An 18,785-nucleotide genomic window follows, 5' to 3' on the forward strand; every position below is an offset into this window, starting at 1 on the left:
ACTGGTCTTGTTAATTAACTGATTCGATATTCTTTGCACTCAGGGCACTGATTAAAGCGTCCCTGAGGGTATTCTCTTGGTTTTCGTTAAGTTGCAAGCCATCATTAGTCTGCAGCATAAAAAAGTCTTCGGCTCGCTCACCAATGGTGGTGATTTTGGCCGCGAGTAATGTTGTGTTGCAACGGTAAAAGATATCCCCAACTTTTGCCAGTAATCCTGGCGAATCTAAGGCGATAAGCTCCATCATACTTGTACCATGACGACTGCTTTCGAGGAAACTCACTTGTGTCGGCACATTAAAAGGTTTCATCTTGCGCGATAGTTTTCTAAAGCGCGGCAGTTTTGGGCTGTCGCTCGACAGGGCTTTCTCAAGCGCTTTACGGATACTTTGAATGCGTGAAAGCTGGCTAACGGGCTCACCATCTTGCTCTAAGATCACAAAGGTATCGAGGGCATAATTGTCTTTTGACGTCATGATGTTGGCATCATGGACGTTGATATTTTTATTGTCGAGTACCGCCATCACAGTTGCGAACAATTTAGGTCTGTCTTGGCAATAGACAAATAGCTCAGTACCACCACGGGTGGTGTGTTTGGACACTAAGACTAAGGGCTCATCCTGTTGTTTGTGCTTTAAAATCGCTTCGGCGTGCCACGCGACTTGATTTGGCTGGTGGCGTAAAAAGTAATCTGCCTTAAAACGTTGCCACAGGGCATCGAGATCTTTCTCTTTCAATCCGCGGCGCAGCAGCTCTTTTTTTGCCTTGGCTTGGTATTCACGCACTCTGGCACGAATATCGACGGGTTTTTCTTTACCGCGGGCGAGCACTCTTTGGGTCGAAAAGTACAAATCGCGCAGCAGTGAGCCTTTCCAGTTGTTCCAGGTTTTTTCGTTGGTGGCACAGATATCGGCGACGGTTAAGCAGTACAGATAACTTAAATGCACGGCATCGCGGACTTTATTGGCAAAGTCGGCCACCACATCGGGATCGGAAATATCGCGGCGCTGGGCGGTGACAGACATCACCAGATGATTTTCAACCAGCCAAGCGACTAGACGGCCATCGTGATCGTTTAACCCGTGCAGCTTACAAAAGGCGAGGGCATCGCTTGAGCCCAGTTTACTGTGATCGCCACCGCGGCCTTTGGCGATATCGTGGAAGATAGCGCCCAATACGAGTAAACCTTTTTTAGGTAATTGGTTGATCAGAATCGAGCCTAAGGGAAATTCTTCCTTTTGTTCTGCTTGGGAAAAACGCTCGATATTGAGCAGTAATCTGTGGGTGTGTTCATCGACCGTATAGGCGTGGAATAGGTCGAATTGCATCTGGCCTTCAATATTTCGCCATGCGGGTAAATAGGCCGATAACACGCCGTGTTTATGCATTAAAGACAAAGCAACAATGCCGCGAGGGTGGCGCAGAATTTCCATAAAGGCTTGGCGACAAAGCGGGTTTTCTTGTAAGGCTTGCGGCTGGGCGCGTCTTGCTCGGCGCAGCGAACGCAGCGTTGGTGCGTAAATGCCTTTGATGTTGGAGTTTTTAGCGACTAACAAAAACAGCCGGACAATTTCTTCGCCGCTATCGAAAAGATCATCGCTTAGCGCTTCAATAAAAGTGCCGCGGCGCTGGTAGTGTTTATCTATCGATTGAATTTCTAAAGCTTTTGTGTGCCCCAGTGTTGCCCGTTTAAACAGCTGCAGCAACATTTCGTTTAGCTCCATCACTCGGCGTACCGTGCGATAGTAACGTTTCATCATTTGCTCAACGGCAAGCTGGGTGGCGTCTTCATAACCCATAAGTTCGGCAACTTGGCGCTGCACATCAAAGAGTAAGCGATTTTCATCGCGACCGACCACCATGTGCAGGGCAAAGCGTAGCTTCCATAAAAAGTGCTGACATTCGAGCAGCTCTTCTAATTCACCTGGCTCTAAAAAGTCGTATTGGACTAATTCTTCGAGGCGAGCGGCGCCAAAGTGACGCATGGCTACCCAAGCAATGGTTTGAATATCCCTAAGGCCACCGGGACAACTTTTGATATTGGGTTCTAAATCGAAGGCGCTGGCTCTGGCATGGCGGGCATTTTGCTCATCCCGTTTTGCGATAAAAAAATCGCTTGAAGTCCAAAAGTCACTCTGACGAATCGCATCATAAAGTTGATCGAATAAAAATTCGGGCCCTTCGAGCAATCGTGCCTCTAACAGGTTGGTGGCTATGGTGATGTCTTCACGGCCGAGGATAATCGTGTCGTTTAACGTACGGACACTGTGGCCGATTTCCAGATTGGCATCCCACAGAAAGGCAATAAACTGACTGAGTGCCGCTTCGGCGGCGGGTGACAAGATATCATTAAACAGGAACAGTAAATCGACATCCGAGTGGGGATGCAGCTCCCCACGGCCATAGCCGCCCACGGCAATCAGGGCAATATCATATTCCCTTAGACCGTGCTGTTCCCAAGCTTGCTTGACAAGGGCATCGACAAATTGACAGCGCTGCGTGACGAGCTCTTCAATCGGGGTTTTAGCCTTAAAACTGGCCAAAAGAATCTGATTCTGTTCGATTAATGATTGTTTAGCGAGCAGAGCTATATTCATCGAGTCCCTTGTTTTTATGTTTGTTAGTGTGGCCTATCGCTCGTGATTGATAATACGTGGGAAATCCTCATCCTCACGCAGGGTAAGTACTTCAACCCCTTTTTCAGTCACCAGTAAGGTATGTTCCCACTGGGCTGAATTTTTACCATCGGAGGTCGTTACCGTCCACTTATCATCGCGATCGAGTATGGTCGTGTGGCGACCGGCATTGATCATAGGTTCAATGGTGAAACACATGCCTGGGCGTAATACTGTGTTATCGCCGTTACGGTAGTGCATGACCTGAGGTTCTTCATGGAAACCCGAGCCAATACCGTGGCCACAATAATCTTGCACGATGGAATATTTCTCAAGGCCTGTTTTGCTTGCTTTGATGAATTTTTCGATAGTATTGCCGATTTCACCCAGTTTTAAACCTGGACGAACCTTACGAATAGCTAAATACAAGCTTTCTTGCGCGATGCGGCACAGACGTTTGTCCTTCGCGCTCACTTCACCGATTAAAAACATCATCGAGGTATCGCCGTGATAACCGTCTTTAATCACTGTGATGTCGATATTGAGGATATCGCCTTCTTTCAATGGTGGGTTGTCGTTTGGAATGCCGTGGCAAATCACATGGTTTACAGAAGTACAAATGGATTTAGGAAAACCATGGTAGTTAAGCGGCGCCGAAATCGCACCTTGCTCTTCGGTATATTTGGCGCAGAGGTCATTGAGCTCATTGGTGGTCACGCCCGGTTTAACATGCGGCGCGATCATTTCTAATACCTGTGCGGCTAGTTTGCCCGCAGCACGCATTTTTTCAATTTCTTCAGCGGTCTTGATGACTATACTCATTGCGTTTTCTCTTGTGTCTTTAATGTCTGTTGGCCACGCAACCTAATGCAAAAATTTGTGCTTTAGGGCTATTTATGGTATAAAGCGCGCCGTTATGTTTAAGTCTTGATGAATTGTCTAAGCCAGCTTTTGCGCTGCTTTGATACTTGCAAGACTAAAGATGGCGGCCATTATACATGGCTATTTGTCTAAATACTAAATCACACACGTGTCGACACATTCTTCGGGGTGCCCTCAGTTGTTATATAAGGGGTCGAAGACATGGGATACGTGGAGGTCTAACCCCCTAAATTTTAAGGTAATAGAAATGACTACAGTTTCAATGCGCGATATGCTTCAGGCCGGTGTCCACTTCGGTCACCAAACCCGTTACTGGAACCCAAAAATGAAGCCATTCATTTTCGGTGCTCGCAACGGTGTTCACATCATCAACCTTGAGCATACTGTGCCAATGTTCAATGAAGCGCTAGCTTTCATCAGCAACGTAGCTTCAAAGAAAGGTAAAGTATTATTCGTTGGTACTAAACGTGCTGCTGGCGAAGCGATCAAAGAAGCTGCTCTGTCTTGTGACCAGTACTATGTTGATCACCGCTGGTTAGGCGGTATGCTGACTAACTGGAAAACCGTTCGTCAGTCAATCAAACGTCTGAAAGAACTGGAAAGCCAATCAGTAGACGGTACTTTCGACAAGCTGACCAAGAAAGAAGCGCTGATGCGTACTCGTGAGCTTGAAAAGCTGGAAAAATCTTTAGGTGGTATTAAAAACATGGGCGGCCTGCCAGACGTATTATTCGTCATTGGTGCTGACCATGAGCATATCGCTATTAAAGAAGCTAACAACCTGGGTATCCCTGTTGTTGCAGTTGTTGATACTAACTCTGCGCCAGATGGTGTTAACTACATCGTTCCTGGTAACGACGACGCTATGCGTGCTATTCGCCTGTACACTTCTTCTGTTGCTGCTGCTGCAAAAGCTGGCCGTGGTCAAGATTTGGCTGTTCAAGCTGAGCAAGACGGTTTCGTAGAAGCCGAATAATAATAAGGCGGGATGATTATCATCACCCTTATTAACCAAGATTTTTGATTGGTTAACAGGGGCCATTCGGCCCCTGTTTTATATCTGCAAATTAGTCGATTTTTTATAGAGGATTTAACAATGGCAATTACTGCTGCCCAAGTTAAAGAACTGCGCGACCGTACTGGCGCAGGCATGATGGATTGTAAAAACGCTCTGACAGAAGCTAACGGCGACATGGAGTTAGCAATTGACAACATGCGTAAGTCTGGCGCTGCTAAAGCGGCTAAAAAAGCGGGTAACATCGCTGCTGACGGTACAATTCTGATCAAGAATGGCGAAGGTTTCGCTGCGCTATTAGAAGTTAACTGTCAAACTGACTTCGTTGCTAAAGATTCAAACTTCTTAGCATTCGCGAACGCAGTATTAGATGCCGCTGCTGCATCTAAAGTGACTCTTGAAGATTTAAAAGCACAGTTCGAAGATGCACGCGTTGCATTGGTAACTAAAATCGGTGAAAACATCAACATTCGTCGTGTTGAGTACATCGATGGTGCAAACCTATCTTCATACCGTCACGGTGAGCGCATTGGCGTTGTTGTTGCCGGTGAAGCTGACGAAGAAACCTTAAAGCACATCGCAATGCACGTTGCTGCTTCTAAGCCTGAATACGTGAACCCAGAAGATGTTCCTGCAGAAATCGTTGCAAGAGAACAAGCTCTGCAAATCGAAATGTCAATGAACGAAGGCAAATCGGCAGAGATCGCTGAGAAGATGGTTCTTGGTCGTATGAAGAAGTTCACCGGTGAGATTTCTCTGACTGGTCAAGCTTACATCATGGAACCAAAGAAAACTGTTGGCGAAATTCTGAAAGAGAAAGGCGCTAAAGTCACTAACTTCATTCGTTTAGAAGTGGGTGAAGGTATTGAGAAGAAAGAAGAAGATTTCGCGGCTGAAGTTGCTGCTCAAATCGCTGCTTCTAAAAAGGCTTAATCGCCAACGCTAAATACCCCCAAGACCGCGGCAATAGCTGCGGTCTTGTTATGACCAGGATAAAAATTATGAGCACCAATCCAAAACCCGCATTTAGACGCATTCTTCTTAAATTAAGTGGCGAAGCACTGATGGGCGACGAAGGCTTCGGCATCGACCCTAAAGTATTAGATCGCATGGCTCAGGAAGTGAAAGAGCTGGTTGAGCTGGGTATTCAGGTGGGTGTGGTTATTGGTGGTGGTAATCTGTTTCGCGGTGAAGGCCTAGCAAAAGCAGGCATGAACCGTGTGGTGGGCGATCACATGGGTATGCTGGCAACGGTTATGAACGGCTTGGCAATGCGAGACGCCCTGCACCGTGCCTATGTTAATGCTCGTCTGATGTCAGCTATCCCGTTAAAGGGTGTGTGTGATGATTACAATTGGGCTGAAGCGATCAGCTTGCTAAAATCTGGCCGAGTGGTTATTTTTGCTGCCGGTACAGGTAATCCTTTCTGCACGACCGATTCTGCGGCCTGTTTACGCGGCATTGAAATCGAAGCTGAAGTCGTATTGAAAGGCACTAAAGTCGACGGTGTATACTCCGAAGACCCAATGAAGAACCCAGACGCCGTTAAGTATGATGAAGTGACTTATGCGGAAATTCTGGAAAAAGAATTAAAAGTAATGGACTTAGCCGCCTTTACTATGGCGCGTGATCACGACATGCCTATTTTAGTCTTCAACATGAATAAGCCTGGCGCTCTACGCCGCGTTATCATGGGTGAAGAAGAAGGCACGCTGATCAGAGCGAAAAAAGTTATTTAATGACCAAGAAGGACATTTAACGTGATTGAGAACATTAAGAAAGATGCGCAAGAGCGTATGGGTAAATGCGTTGACGCGACTAAAAACCAAATGGCAAAAGTGCGTACCGGTCGTGCCCACCCAAGCCTGCTGGATTCCATTCAAGTCTCTTACTACGGCACTATGACGCCACTAAACCAAGTGGCTAACGTGGGCGTTGAAGATTCACGCACTTTGTCTGTGACTGTGTTTGACCGTAGTGCTATCCAAGCCGTTGAAAAGGCTATTATGAGCTCTGATTTAGGTCTGAATCCTATGTCAGCTGGCGCGACATTACGTATTCCATTACCCGCGTTGACTGAAGAACGTCGTAAAGACTTCATCAAAGTGGTGCGTAACGAAGCTGAAAACGGTCGTATTGCTATCCGTAACGTGCGTCGTGATGCGATTTCTGAAGTGAAAAAGCTTGAAAAAGCTAAAGCTTGTACTGAAGATGATGTGCGTCGCAGTGAAGAAGAAGTGCAAAAGTTCACCGATGCTCACATTAAAAAGGTCGATGAGATTTTAGCGGCCAAAGAAATTGAGTTGATGGAAGTCTAATCTCAGTTCGATAAGCTAGAGTTGATGCGCCGTGTAGGGGTATACTACACGGCGTTTGTCTATTTTAAAGGGCTGTATTAGATGTCATCCACAGTGGAACTTGATCCGCACCCTAGGACGAGTGAGAGTGATTTATACACTCAAACGACCTTGCCGGGACAATTACCCGAACTCGTGAAACAGTCGTTACCTAAGCATGTTGCTATTATCATGGATGGCAATGGGCGTTGGGCACAAACCCAAGGTAAACCACGAGTGATGGGACATAAGGCTGGTGTTAAGGCCGTTAGAAGAGCCGTAAGCACGGCAAGCCAATTAGGCATTGAATCGCTAACCTTATTCGCATTTTCTAGCGAGAATTGGCGTAGACCCGATAAAGAAGTCAGCTTGCTGATGGAGTTGTTTTTTACCGTATTACAGCGCGAAATTAAATTGCTGGATAAGAATCAGGTTAAGCTCAACATTATTGGCGATATCAGCCGCTTTTCGGCGCGATTACAGAAGCAAATTGCTGCTGCTCAAGAGAAGACATCTCGCAATACTGGCTTGATTCTAAATGTTGCGGCTAACTATGGTGGCCGTTGGGACATACTTCAAGCAGCACAAAAATTAGCGGAAAAGGTCGAAACTGGCGAAATGACCAGCAGTCAGTTCACCGAAGAAGCCTTAAGTGCACATTTGTGCATGCAAAATCAGAGTGAAGTTGATTTAATGATCCGCACGGGCGGGGACTGTCGCATCAGTAATTTTGTGCTGTGGCAGGCGGCCTATGCAGAATTGGTGTTTACCGACACCCTTTGGCCTGATTTCGATGAACAGGCTTTTCATGAAGCGATAGCCATTTTTGCAAGTCGCCAGCGCCGTTTTGGTCTGACTGGAAGTCAGATTGATGAGATGCGTGCATTGTAAAACCTCATGAGGGATTTTTTTTGCTAAAACAACGAATAATAACAGCAACTTGGTTAGTTCCATTAGTTTTAGGGGCGATATTTTTGCTCCCTGCCAGCTACTTCGCCTGGGCCTTAGTTGCCGTCTTCCTTATTGCAGCAAAGGAATGGGGAAGAATTATCGATAATCAGTGTGATGTCACTCAGTGGAGCTTTACCTTCACAGTTGGTATCTTATTGGTGGCAATTAATCTTATTGTGCCAATCGATGCAGTTTGGTTAAGCCATCAGTTACATCCTATCTATTTGGCCATTCTCTATATTGGTGCATTCTGGTGGTTAGCATCACTATTATTAGTGGTAACTTATCCTAAAAGCGCTAAGTTCTGGCAAAAGAATCCTATGTTTAAGTCCATGTTTGGACAGTTAACCTTAGTGCCTTGCTTTGTTGCTCTTATCGCACTCAAATCCATTAGCTCACAAACTTCACCCTATTACGGCCCAGTATTAGTACTGTTAGTGATGTTGATTGTGTGGGCCGCTGATTCTGGGGCTTACTTCGTCGGTAAAGCGATAGGTAAAACGAAACTGATGCCTGCAGTGAGCCCTGCTAAAACCTTGGAAGGCCTACTTGGTGGTTTAGTGACGACTATGCTCGTGGTTGCAGGTGTTATGTATTATTCACCAGAGCAAGAACTGGGTTTAGTTGTGGCAGTGACCTTATTTGTTGCTTTAGTGTCAGCGCTGGGCGATTTATCTGAGAGTATGTTTAAGCGTGCGGCCTGTATTAAAGATTCTGGCACTATTTTGCCCGGTCACGGCGGCGTGCTCGACCGCATCGACAGCCTGACTGCAGCCTTGCCGGTGTTTACCCTGATCTACATTGCATTCTGGATGTAACGCTATGCAAAATATGGTGATTTTGGGTGCTACCGGTTCAATTGGTGCTAGTACCTTAAGCGTGATTTCGGCTAATCCATTGGCTTATAGCATCTATGGATTGGTGGCCAATGCGAGCGTTGATAAGATGCTGGCTTTGTGTGTAGCCCATAAACCGAAAGTCGCACATATGGTGGATGAAGAGGCTGCGAAACAGTTACGCGCCGTTTTACCCGCTGCGCTCAATATCCAAGTCACTACTGGCATAAACGATTTACTCGGTTTAGTGACGGCTGCCGAAGTGGATACCGTAATGGCAGCGATTGTCGGGGCGGCAGGGCTAGTACCAACCCTTGAAGCCGTGAAGGCGGGAAAGCGAGTATTACTGGCCAATAAAGAAGCTTTAGTCATGTCGGGTGAGTTGTTTATTGAGGCGACTAAGCGCTCTGGTGCTGTGCTATTGCCCGTGGACAGTGAGCATAATGCTATCTTTCAATGTTTACCCCTAGAAGTGCAGGCTAACCTCGGCCGTTGCGATTTAGCTGCGTCGGGTATATCCCATATTTTGTTAACCGGTTCTGGCGGACCTTTCCTGCGGTCGGATCTTGCGACACTTGCGGCCATGACGCCTGCCCAAGCCTGTAAACACCCTAATTGGTCCATGGGACCTAAAATCTCTGTTGACTCCGCCACTATGATGAATAAGGGTTTAGAGTTCATTGAGGCGCGGTGGTTGTTTAATACTCAGGCTGAGCAACTTAAAGTGGTTATTCATCCGCAAAGCGTGATCCACTCTATGGTGCAGTACCGTGATGGTTCGGTTATCGCCCAAATGGGTAACCCAGATATGCGCACACCGATTGCCCATTGCATGGCTTATCCGCAAAGAATTCATTCGGGCGTTGAACCTTTAGATTTTTTCAAAGTCGGACAGTTAAGCTTTTATGAACCTGATTTTGAACGTTTCCCCTGTTTGGCTTTGGCTATGGAGGCGTGTGCCCAAGGCCAAGAGGCTACAACCGTATTAAACGCTGCCAATGAGGTCGCTGTTGAAGCATTCTTGCAGGGGCAAATTGGTTTTACACAAATTGCAAAAGTGAATGAGGCTTGTTTAGTCACTGTGCCTAAACGTCCTATGGGCAGCATAGAAGATATTTTAGCCTTAGATGCGCAAACCCGCGTCTATGCGCGTGAGACATTAGCAAGCATCGCTTAGCAATAGCTGAGTGATTAAATTTATAACGTAAGGAGTGGGATGTTAGATTTTTTATGGAACTTAGGTTCTTTCATCGTTGCACTGGGTCTGTTAATTACTGCCCACGAATACGGCCATTTCTATATCGCGCGACGTTGTGGCGTGAAAGTCGAACGTTTCTCCATTGGTTTTGGTAAGGCTATTTGGCGCCGTGTTGGTAAAGACGGCACTGAATATGTGTTAGCCATGATCCCCCTTGGCGGCTATGTCAAAATGCTCGATGAGCGTGTTGAAGACGTTCCCGATGAATTAAAAGATCAAGCGTTCAATCGTAAAACCGTATGGCAACGTATTGCGATTGTGGCCGCAGGTCCAATTGCTAACTTTATTTTTGCCATCGTTGCCCTGTATTTTATGTATCTGATTGGTGTGCCATCACTTAAGCCTGTGATCATCTCGACGACCCCCGGGACTGCTGCTGCGCAAATTCAAATCACAGAGCCAATGCAAATAACGGCCATTTCCGGTCAGGCTGTGCGTAACTGGGAAGAGGTGAATTTAGCTTTAGTCGGCCACATAGGTGATGAAAGTCTGAGTGTATCGCTAACGCCATTGAATGGTTTGCAAGGTTTAGACTCTAGTGCGCGGTCTTATACCTTAGATACGCGTAATTGGCGTTTTGATCCTGAAAAAGAATCCCCGATTACGGCATTAGGGTTAGGGATTTATCGTCCCGAAATCGTCCCCACCATTGCTGCGATTAGTCCTGACAGTGCCGCTGCGAATAGTGAGCTAAAAGTCGGTGACACCTTAGTCGCAATAAATGGTAAAAATTATACCGATTGGCAGGCTTTTGTTGACATTATTCAACATTCTGCCAATGTGCCTGTGAGTTTAACTGTGCGTCGCAATGGCGAACAGATTAATGTGGCAGTGACACCCTTAAGCAGTAAAAATGCCGATGGCCAAGAGATAGGTATGCTCGGGGTGAGCCCAACCCAAGCACAATGGCCAGACAATATGCGTTTACAACTTGAATATGGACCAATCGATTCTTTCGGTATAGCAGCGGATAAAACATGGCAACTTGTTGCTGTGAGCTTTAAGATGATTGGCAAATTATTTACCGGCGATGTGTCGGTGAAAAACCTGAGTGGACCCATTTCGATCGCACAGGGTGCGGGCAGTAGTGCAAACTATGGCTTGGTCTATTTTCTCGGGTTCCTCGCGCTCATCAGCGTCAATTTAGGCATCATTAACTTGCTGCCTTTACCTGTGCTCGATGGGGGACACCTGCTGTATTACTTTATTGAAGTAATAACTGGTAAACCTGTACCTGAAAAGGTGCAGGAAATAGGATTCAGATTTGGGGCAGCAATACTGCTGATGTTGATGAGCGTTGCGCTTTTCAATGATTTTGCCCGACTCTGAGCAAGGACAGACTAATAATTAGAAGTGCTCTATGAGATTGAATAAACTTTTTGCCTCGATGTTATTCGTCGGTGCGTCGTTTTCAGGGACTGTGTTGGCTGATACTTTCCAACCGTTTGAAGTGACCGACATCCAAGTTGAAGGTTTGCAACGAGTTGCACTCGGTGCTGCCTTGTTAAGCTTACCAGTAAAAGTAGGTGACACTGTTGACCAGTTAAGAATCCAGCAAGCGATTAAAAGCTTGTATGCATCGACTAACTTTGAAAATGTCTCCGTGAGCCGAGATGGCGGCGTATTAGTGGTGAAAGTCACTGAACGTCCTACCATCAGTGCCGTGACATTCGATGGCAACAAAGACATTAAAGACGAACAGTTACAGGAAAGTCTGGACGGTTCTGGCGTTAAAGTCGGTGAGTCGCTCGATCGCACTATGTTGACCGGTATTGAAAAGGGTCTGCAGGATTTCTACTACGGCGTGGGTAAATACGGCGCGAAAGTGGAAGCTCAAGTGATTAACTTACCCCGTAATCGGGTTGAGCTGAAATTTAAGTTTACCGAAGGTTTAGCGGCCGAAATCCGCCAAATTAACGTGGTCGGTAATCATGAGTTCACCGATGCTGAGTTGATTGGCATGCTGGAACTTAAAGATTATGTGGCTTGGTGGGATCTGTTCGGCGAACGCCGTTATCAGAAGCAAAAGCTGCAGGCCGATCTCGAGACCATCAAAACCTATTATCACAATAAAGGTTATATCCGCTTCGAAGTCACCTCGACTCAAGTGGCCATGACGCCTGACCGTAAAGGTTTATATATCACCATCAACGTAGATGAAGGTGAGAAGTATAAAGTTAAAGAAGTAAACCTGACGGGTGATTTGATGGGCCGTGAAGAGTTGATGAAATCAATTCTGCCAATCAAAGCAGGTGATATGTACAACGGCGGTGATGTGACTTTCACCGAAGAAATGTACAGCAAGTATTTAGGCCGCTTCGGTTATGCTTACCCTGAAGTGAAAACCTACCCTGAAATTGATGATAAGACTAAAGAAGTCACCTTAAACATCAATGTTAAACCGGGTAAACGTGTTTACGTACGGGCGATTAACTTCACTGGTAATACAGTGACTAAAGATGAAGTGATGCGCCGTGAGCTGCGTCAGATGGAAGGCGCTTGGTTAAACTCAGCGCAAGTTGAGCAATCTAAAGCCCGTCTTAACCGTTTGGGCTTCTTTGAAACCGTTGACACTGAAACCATTCAAGTGCCAGGTACTGATGACTTAGTTGATGTTGCGGTTAAAGTGAAAGAGCAGCCATCGGGCTCATTTAACGCGGGTGTCGGTTATGGTACTGAATCAGGTCTGAGCTTGCAGTTTGGCGTACAGCAAAACAACTTCTTAGGTACAGGTAATCAAGCGGGTATTAGCTTGAGTACAAATAAGTACTCTAAAAACGTTAACTTATCCTATACCGATCCGTACTGGACAAAAGACGGAGTGAGTTTAGGCGGGAGCGTTTATTGGAGTGAGTTTGACGCCAATGAAGCTAACTTAGAACGCTATAAAAACAGTTCGTATGGTGTGGCGCTTAACTCGGGTTTCCCGATTAACGAATACAACCGTATCAATGGTGGTATTGGCTATCGTCACAACACGATTTCTGAAATTTCTGCCTATGAGCAGGCACGTCGTTTCTATAACATCTATCGTGATGATGATCCGAATGCCGACTTAAGTTTTGATAACTTCGAACTCAGCCTAGGCTGGTATCGTAGTACCTTGAACCGTGGCACTTTCCCAACAGATGGCTCGTCCCAGCGTCTGAATGGCAAAATGACTTCGCCAGGGTCTGATTTACAGTATTTTAAGACAGACTTTGACACTAACTTCTATTTTCCTGTTAACCGCAGTCAGAGCGTTGTGCTCTTGGCCCGTGGTCGATTAGGTTATGGTAACGGTTATGGTCAATTTAATGATAATGACCAAATTTTGCCTTTCTGGGAAAACTATTACTCAGGTGGTAGTAGCTCACTACGTGGCTTTAAGTCAAACTCGGTCGGTCCTCGCTCCTTCTATATGTATAGTGGTAGCGAACCTTGCTTGGATCCATCGGGTGATGGTTGTAACTTCCCTCAACCGGATCCTGATAGCATTCAAGTCAGTTCTGGCCGCTCTATCGGTGGTAATGCTCTTGCAACGGCAAGTATGGAGTTGATTGTACCAACCCCATTCTTGGATGAGGCTTACACTAACTCAGTTCGTACTAGCTTCTTCGTCGATGCGGGTAACGTCTGGGATACTGAGTTTGACTATGATTTTTATCGAAATAGTTTGCCTGCGGAAGAGTTTGCTAAGTTACAGGACTTTAGTGATCCAGCACGCCTGCGCGCCTCTTGGGGCCTGAGTGTGCAATGGTTATCACCTATGGGACCTATGGTGTTCAGCTTGGCGTGGCCGCTTAAAGAATATGAAGGTGACCAAACGGAGATCTTCTCTTTCAATATTGGCAAAACTTTTTAAAAGGCATACACTCGGCAAGTTTTGCTGACAATAACAAGGTAACAAGGAGTTTATTTTGAACAAGATGGTAAATTGTGCGCTGATGACGTTAGTTTTGTTAGGCGCGCCGTTAGTGGCACATGCTGAGAAAATTGCCGTAGTGGATATGGGCGCTGTGTTTGAACAGCTCCCACAACGTGAACAGATCTCTCAATCTCTGAAGAAAGAGTTTGGTGATCGCGTAGCTGATGTCCAAAAAATGCAAGAAGAAATGCGTTCTCTGATGGAGAAACAGCAACGTGATGGTGCATTAATGAACGATGCACAAAAAACTGAGCTGGTTCGTAAAATGGAATCGCTAAAATCTGAATATCAGTTAAAAGGCAAAGCATTGGATGAAGACCTACGTCGTCGCCAAGGTGAAGAGCAAAATAAACTGTTAGTTAAAGTGCAAAAAGCCATCAACACTATCGCTGAAAAAGACCAATATGATTTGGTATTACAACGTGGTGCTGTCATTTATGTTAAGCCTAACGCTGACATCAGTGGCAAAGTGGTTGAAGCCTTAAGCAAAGGCAAGTAATAGATGAATAGTGTGACTTTAAAAGAGCTATGCCTGTTATTAGACGGTGATATCCAAGGCGACGAAACGCTAATTATTAATAGTGTGGCGACCTTAGAAAATGCCAAGGCGGGTCAGATCTCTTTTTTAGCCAACAGTAAATACCGCTCTCAGCTTGAGGCAACTCAAGCGAGTGCGGTGTTATTGTCAGCTAAAGATGCGCAGGATTATCAAGGTACTGCGTTAATTGTAAAAGATCCATATGTCGGTTTTGCTCGTGTTGCTCAGTATTTGGACACGACACCCAAAGCGGCGGTAGGTATCCATCCTTCGGCACAAATTGATTCTTCAGCCCATTTAGGGGAAGGTGTCGCTATTGGCGCGAATGCTGTGATTGGTGCGAACGTCATTTTAGGTGAAAATGTGCAGATTGGTGCCGGTGTTGTGCTGGGACAAGATGTGGTTATTGGCTCAAAAACACGTTTGTGGGCTAATGTCACCGTCTATCACGATGTGCATTTAGGACAGGATTGTATTATCCATTCGGGTGCCGTATTAGGCTCAGATGGTTTTGGTTATGCTAACGAACGTGGTCAGTGGATTAAAATTCCGCAGACAGGTGGCGTGCGTATTGGCGATCGGGTTGAGATTGGGGCTAATTCAACGGTAGATCGCGGTGCATTAGGCCATACAGAGATCCACGACGGTGTGATTATTGATAACCAAGTACAAATTGCCCATAACGATATAATCGGCGAAAATACTGCTATTGCAGGCAGTACTACTGTTGCTGGCAGTGTCACTATTGGTAAATATTGTATTATTGGCGGTAGCTGTGCCATCGCAGGTCATTTGAGCATAGCCGATGGTGTGCATGTGTCTGGTGCTACCAATATCACCACTAACATGCGTGAGCCTGGCTTATACTCTTCTGCCACCGTGGCAATGGACAATAAACTTTGGCGTAAAAATACAGTTCGTTTCCGTCAGTTAGATGAACTGTTCCAGCGTGTTAAAACGTTGGAAAAAAATTTAAAAACACCAGATTAATTGCCCCAAGGCAATTTGAGGAACTCGGTTCGTGTCTAATCAAATGAACACTATGGATATTAAAGAAATACTTAAATATCTACCCCATAGATATCCATTCCTATTGATCGATCGTGTGCTTGATTACACTCCTGGTGTTAGTCTGCAGGCGATCAAAAACGTTTCAATAAATGAGCCATTTTTTCAGGGACATTTCCCGATACAACCTGTGATGCCAGGTGTGCTTATTTTAGAAGCGATGGCACAGGCAACTGGCCTGTTAGCCTTTAAAACGATGAGTAGTGATGTACCACCACCAGGTGTGTTGTATTACTTTGCTGGTATCGATAATGCGCGTTTTAGACGTGTGGTTGAGCCAGGAGATCAAATTCATTTTGATGTCAAAATGATTAAAGAGCGCCGCGGGATTGGCGTTTTCTACGGTGAGGCCAAAGTGGATGGTGAAGTGGTTTGTTCCGCTGAAATCATGTGTGCCCGCAGAGAGATTAGTCAGTGATAGATACATTAGCGTTTGTGCATCCCGATGCAAAAATTGGCAATAACGTCACTATTGGCCCTTGGACCTATATCGGTGCGGGCGTCGAAATTGGTGATGATTGTTGGTTGAGTTCCCATGTGGTGGTCAAAGGTCCAACGATTATCGGCAAAGGGAATCGTATTTTTCAATTCGCCTCCGTTGGTGAAGAATGCCAAGACAAAAAGTACGCTGGCGAGCCGACACGACTGATCATTGGCGACAATAACGTCATCCGTGAAAACGTGACCATTCACCGTGGTACAGTTCAAGATAACAGTGAAACCCGTATTGGGTCGAATAACCTGTTTATGAACTATGTGCATATCGCCCATGACTGTGTGGTCGGCGATAATGTCATCATGGCGAATAACGCATCTATTGCAGGTCACGTGCACGTTGGTGATTGGGCGATTTTAGGCGGTATGACAGGTGTGCATCAGTTTGTGCATATTGGTGCCCATGCATTTACTGCTGGTTGTTCTTTAGTACTGCAGGATGTGCCTCCCTTTGTGATGGCAGCAGGTCAACCGACGGTGCCTCGCGGCTTAAACAGCGAAGGTATGAAGCGTCGCGGTTTTTCTAAAGAAAGCCAGTTAGCCGTGCGTCGTGCTTATAAAACCTTATACCGTAGCAGTTTAACGGTAGAAGAAGCGATTGAAGCATTAGCTGAAGATGCGCAGAATGATGAGCAAGTCAAATTACTGCTTGAGTTTGTAAAGTCATCGAGTCGCGGCATTATTCGCTAACTTGATGACCACATGACAACAAAAGGGCATTTTTATGCCCTTTTGTATTATTGGTTTAAGCCTTTTTTGTGGTAGACGTAGCCGTTAAAAATGCGTTTATTCATCAATGCATTCGACCATAAATGAGCTTAGTCATTAATTGAATCATTAACTTAACATAAGTGTAGGCTTGGAACGATGCATTTTAGGTGCGGTTTACCTCTTCATCCAATGCCATTAATTCATGAGACGTGATTGGTTTATGAGCAATAAAACTCCATTAGTGTTTGCCATGGTTGCCGGAGAACTCTCAGGCGATATTTTAGGTGCAGGTTTAATGGCTGCGCTGCAAAATACCCATCCCGATGCGCGCTTTGTCGGTATCGGTGGACCCCGCATGGAGGCCCTAGGCTTCAAATCCCTGTTTGCGATGGAAGAACTCGCAGTGATGGGAATCGTTGAAGTGTTATCCCGTCTACCTCGCTTATTAAAAGTGCGGTCATCCTTGATTAAAGAGATCACCGCGCTTAAGCCCGATTGTTTTATTGGCATAGATGCACCGGATTTTAATATAGGCCTCGAGCTTAAACTTAAAGCGCGCGGTATTAAAACCGTCCATTATGTGAGCCCATCCGTGTGGGCATGGCGCCCAAAACGTATATTCAAAATCGCGAAGGCGACCCATATGGTGTTGTCGCTATTGCCATTTGAGAAAGCTTTTTATGATAAGCATCAAGTACCTTGTACCTTTGTGGGTCATACCTTAGCGGATGATATTCCGTTGCGAAGCGATAAAGCGGCGGCGCGCCAGTTACTCGAACTCGATGCCGATGCAGAATATTTAGCGATTCTACCGGGATCCCGTGGTGGCGAGTTAAAGCAACTGGCTGAGCCTTTCGTGAAGGCGGCTTTACTGATTAAACAGAACTTCCCTGATATACGTTTTGTGACGCCACTGGTCAATCAAAAGCGCCGTGAGCAATTTGAGCAAGCGTTGAAGGATTTTGCACCCGATCTCGAAATTCATATGGTCGAAGGTCAGTCGCGCGAAGTCATGGCGGCTGCCGATGGCATTTTATTAGCTTCTGGCACCGCGACGTTAGAAGCCATGTTGGTTAAGCGTCCAATGGTGGTGGCTTATCGTGTTAGCCCTATGACCTATTGGATTGCTAAGCGCATGATGCAGGTCGAGCGTTTCTCGTTACCGAATCTACTGGCTGGAAAAGATCTCGTCCCTGAGCTCATTCAAGAAGATTGCACGCCAGAGAAAATAGCTGCGGCGGTCACAGTCGAGTTAAATCGAGATTTTACGCCGCTCAAAGCTGAGTTTGATGCCCTGCACCAAGTGTTACGCCGTGATGCGAGCTTAAAAGCTGCTGAAGCGGTAATGGCACTGGTTGAGCCTAAACCAAGTCATGCTAAATCGCTGGAGGCTAACTAGTGGCAACTTTTAAAAGTTTAACCGACGCCGATTTTCTGGCCTTTTCGACGGGATTAATTGCTGGTGTGGATGAAGTCGGCCGTGGGCCTTTAGTTGGTGATGTGGTGACTGCGGCTGTGATTTTAGATCCAAACAAGCCCATCAGTGGTCTGAATGATTCCAAGAAACTCAGTGAGAAGCGTCGCGAAGCTTTGTTTGATGAGATTTGTGATAAAGCTTTGTGTTATCACGTGGGCCGCGCCAGTCCTGCTGAAATCGATGCGCTTAATATCTTGCATGCCACTATGTTGGCAATGCAGCGCGCGGTTGCAGGGCTTAAGATTGCGCCTGCGTTGGTGTTAGTCGATGGCAATCGCAGTCCGGCATTTGTTGCCCATAATGGCGTCTCGCTTACCAGTCACAGCATCATTAAAGGTGATGGTTTAATTGCCAGTATTAGTGCCGCATCGATTATCGCCAAAGTGACGCGTGATCGTGAGATGGATGTGCTCGATGCTGCTTATCCGCAATACGGTTTTGCTAAGCATAAGGGCTATCCGACTAAGGCGCATTTTGAGGCCATCGCCGAACATGGGGTGTTTGACCAATATCGTAAAAGTTTTAAACCCGTCAAGGCATTACTGGGACTGTAAGTTGTGCTCCCAAGCCACCTGAAGATACGAGTTTCAGGTTGTTTGGCTATAAGTTCCCGTTATCCAGCAAAGTCACTGGCTCTGGCTGCGTGACTTTGTTAGTCTGCTTTCTAGTTATTGTTAACCTGCTATTCAAAGATAAT

The 18,785-nt window shown here is 46.0% G+C and carries 17 protein-coding genes; 15 read left to right on the forward strand and 2 right to left on the reverse strand.

Annotated features, from left to right (window positions below; all coding sequences use genetic code 11):
- Positions 1-10: 10 nt before the first annotated feature.
- Complete coding sequence (gene glnD / locus L5L98_RS00285; protein ID WP_263138102.1) at positions 11-2,596, reverse strand: bifunctional uridylyltransferase/uridylyl-removing protein GlnD; 2,586 nt, start codon at positions 2,594-2,596, stop codon at positions 11-13.
- Between the two features lie 33 nt (positions 2,597-2,629).
- Positions 2,630-3,460 carry a type I methionyl aminopeptidase gene (gene map, locus L5L98_RS00290; protein WP_226058787.1) on the reverse strand — a complete coding sequence of 277 codons (831 nt, stop codon included), beginning with the start codon at positions 3,458-3,460 and terminating at the stop codon, positions 2,630-2,632.
- A gap of 283 nt (positions 3,461-3,743) precedes the next feature.
- On the opposite strand from map, the gene rpsB reads away from it, so the two are divergent.
- The 15 genes from rpsB (at position 3,744) to rnhB (ending at position 18,642) form a co-directional block, all read left to right on the forward strand.
- Positions 3,744-4,472, forward strand: coding sequence for a 30S ribosomal protein S2 (gene rpsB / locus L5L98_RS00295; protein ID WP_028760607.1), 729 nt, complete (start codon positions 3,744-3,746; stop codon positions 4,470-4,472).
- A 120-nt stretch (positions 4,473-4,592) separates the two neighbouring features.
- A complete protein-coding gene (gene tsf, locus L5L98_RS00300; RefSeq protein WP_028760606.1) occupies positions 4,593-5,444 on the forward strand; it encodes a translation elongation factor Ts in 852 nt (283 codons plus the stop codon).
- Between the two features lie 68 nt (positions 5,445-5,512).
- Positions 5,513-6,250: a UMP kinase gene (gene pyrH / locus L5L98_RS00305; protein ID WP_006080981.1), complete on the forward strand. Its 738-nt coding sequence runs from the start codon at positions 5,513-5,515 to the stop codon at positions 6,248-6,250.
- 21 nt (positions 6,251-6,271) lie between these two features.
- Positions 6,272-6,829 carry a ribosome recycling factor gene (gene frr / locus L5L98_RS00310; RefSeq protein ID WP_012088724.1) on the forward strand — a complete coding sequence of 186 codons (558 nt, stop codon included), beginning with the start codon at positions 6,272-6,274 and terminating at the stop codon, positions 6,827-6,829.
- Positions 6,830-6,910: 81 nt separating this feature from the next.
- Entirely contained in the window at positions 6,911-7,738 is an 828-nt protein-coding gene (locus L5L98_RS00315) for an isoprenyl transferase (RefSeq protein ID WP_212600030.1), read from the forward strand.
- A gap of 20 nt (positions 7,739-7,758) precedes the next feature.
- The gene (locus L5L98_RS00320; protein ID WP_131523803.1) at positions 7,759-8,616 is read left to right on the forward strand and encodes a phosphatidate cytidylyltransferase; all 858 of its coding nucleotides are present in this window, start codon (positions 7,759-7,761) and stop codon (positions 8,614-8,616) included.
- A gap of 4 nt (positions 8,617-8,620) precedes the next feature.
- Positions 8,621-9,811 (forward strand): 1-deoxy-D-xylulose-5-phosphate reductoisomerase, encoded by a 1,191-nt coding sequence (gene ispC / locus L5L98_RS00325; protein ID WP_263138103.1) that lies wholly within the window; start codon positions 8,621-8,623, stop codon positions 9,809-9,811.
- A gap of 39 nt (positions 9,812-9,850) precedes the next feature.
- A complete protein-coding gene (gene rseP / locus L5L98_RS00330) occupies positions 9,851-11,221 on the forward strand; it encodes a sigma E protease regulator RseP (RefSeq protein WP_263138104.1) in 1,371 nt (456 codons plus the stop codon).
- Between the two features lie 31 nt (positions 11,222-11,252).
- Positions 11,253-13,736, forward strand: coding sequence for an outer membrane protein assembly factor BamA (gene bamA / locus L5L98_RS00335; protein WP_263138105.1), 2,484 nt, complete (start codon positions 11,253-11,255; stop codon positions 13,734-13,736).
- A 64-nt stretch (positions 13,737-13,800) separates the two neighbouring features.
- Positions 13,801-14,298, forward strand: coding sequence for an OmpH family outer membrane protein (locus L5L98_RS00340; protein ID WP_028760600.1), 498 nt, complete (start codon positions 13,801-13,803; stop codon positions 14,296-14,298).
- Between the two features lie 3 nt (positions 14,299-14,301).
- Positions 14,302-15,327: a UDP-3-O-(3-hydroxymyristoyl)glucosamine N-acyltransferase gene (gene lpxD / locus L5L98_RS00345; protein ID WP_263138106.1), complete on the forward strand. Its 1,026-nt coding sequence runs from the start codon at positions 14,302-14,304 to the stop codon at positions 15,325-15,327.
- Positions 15,328-15,358: 31 nt separating this feature from the next.
- Positions 15,359-15,823, forward strand: coding sequence for a 3-hydroxyacyl-ACP dehydratase FabZ (fabZ, locus tag L5L98_RS00350; protein ID WP_006080990.1), 465 nt, complete (start codon positions 15,359-15,361; stop codon positions 15,821-15,823).
- Positions 15,820-16,590: an acyl-ACP--UDP-N-acetylglucosamine O-acyltransferase gene (gene lpxA, locus L5L98_RS00355; RefSeq protein ID WP_028760598.1), complete on the forward strand. Its 771-nt coding sequence runs from the start codon at positions 15,820-15,822 to the stop codon at positions 16,588-16,590. The genes fabZ and lpxA overlap by 4 nt, the downstream gene beginning before the upstream one ends.
- 241 nt (positions 16,591-16,831) lie before the next feature.
- Positions 16,832-18,010 (forward strand): lipid-A-disaccharide synthase, encoded by a 1,179-nt coding sequence (gene lpxB, locus L5L98_RS00360; protein ID WP_263138107.1) that lies wholly within the window; start codon positions 16,832-16,834, stop codon positions 18,008-18,010.
- A complete protein-coding gene (gene rnhB, locus L5L98_RS00365) occupies positions 18,010-18,642 on the forward strand; it encodes a ribonuclease HII (RefSeq protein WP_263138108.1) in 633 nt (210 codons plus the stop codon). The genes lpxB and rnhB overlap by 1 nt, the downstream gene beginning before the upstream one ends.
- Positions 18,643-18,785: the final 143 nt, after the last annotated feature.

The sequence above is a fragment of the Shewanella sp. SM23 genome, from assembly GCF_025654295.1.
GTDB classification, from domain to species: Bacteria; Pseudomonadota; Gammaproteobacteria; order Enterobacterales; family Shewanellaceae; genus Shewanella; species Shewanella oncorhynchi.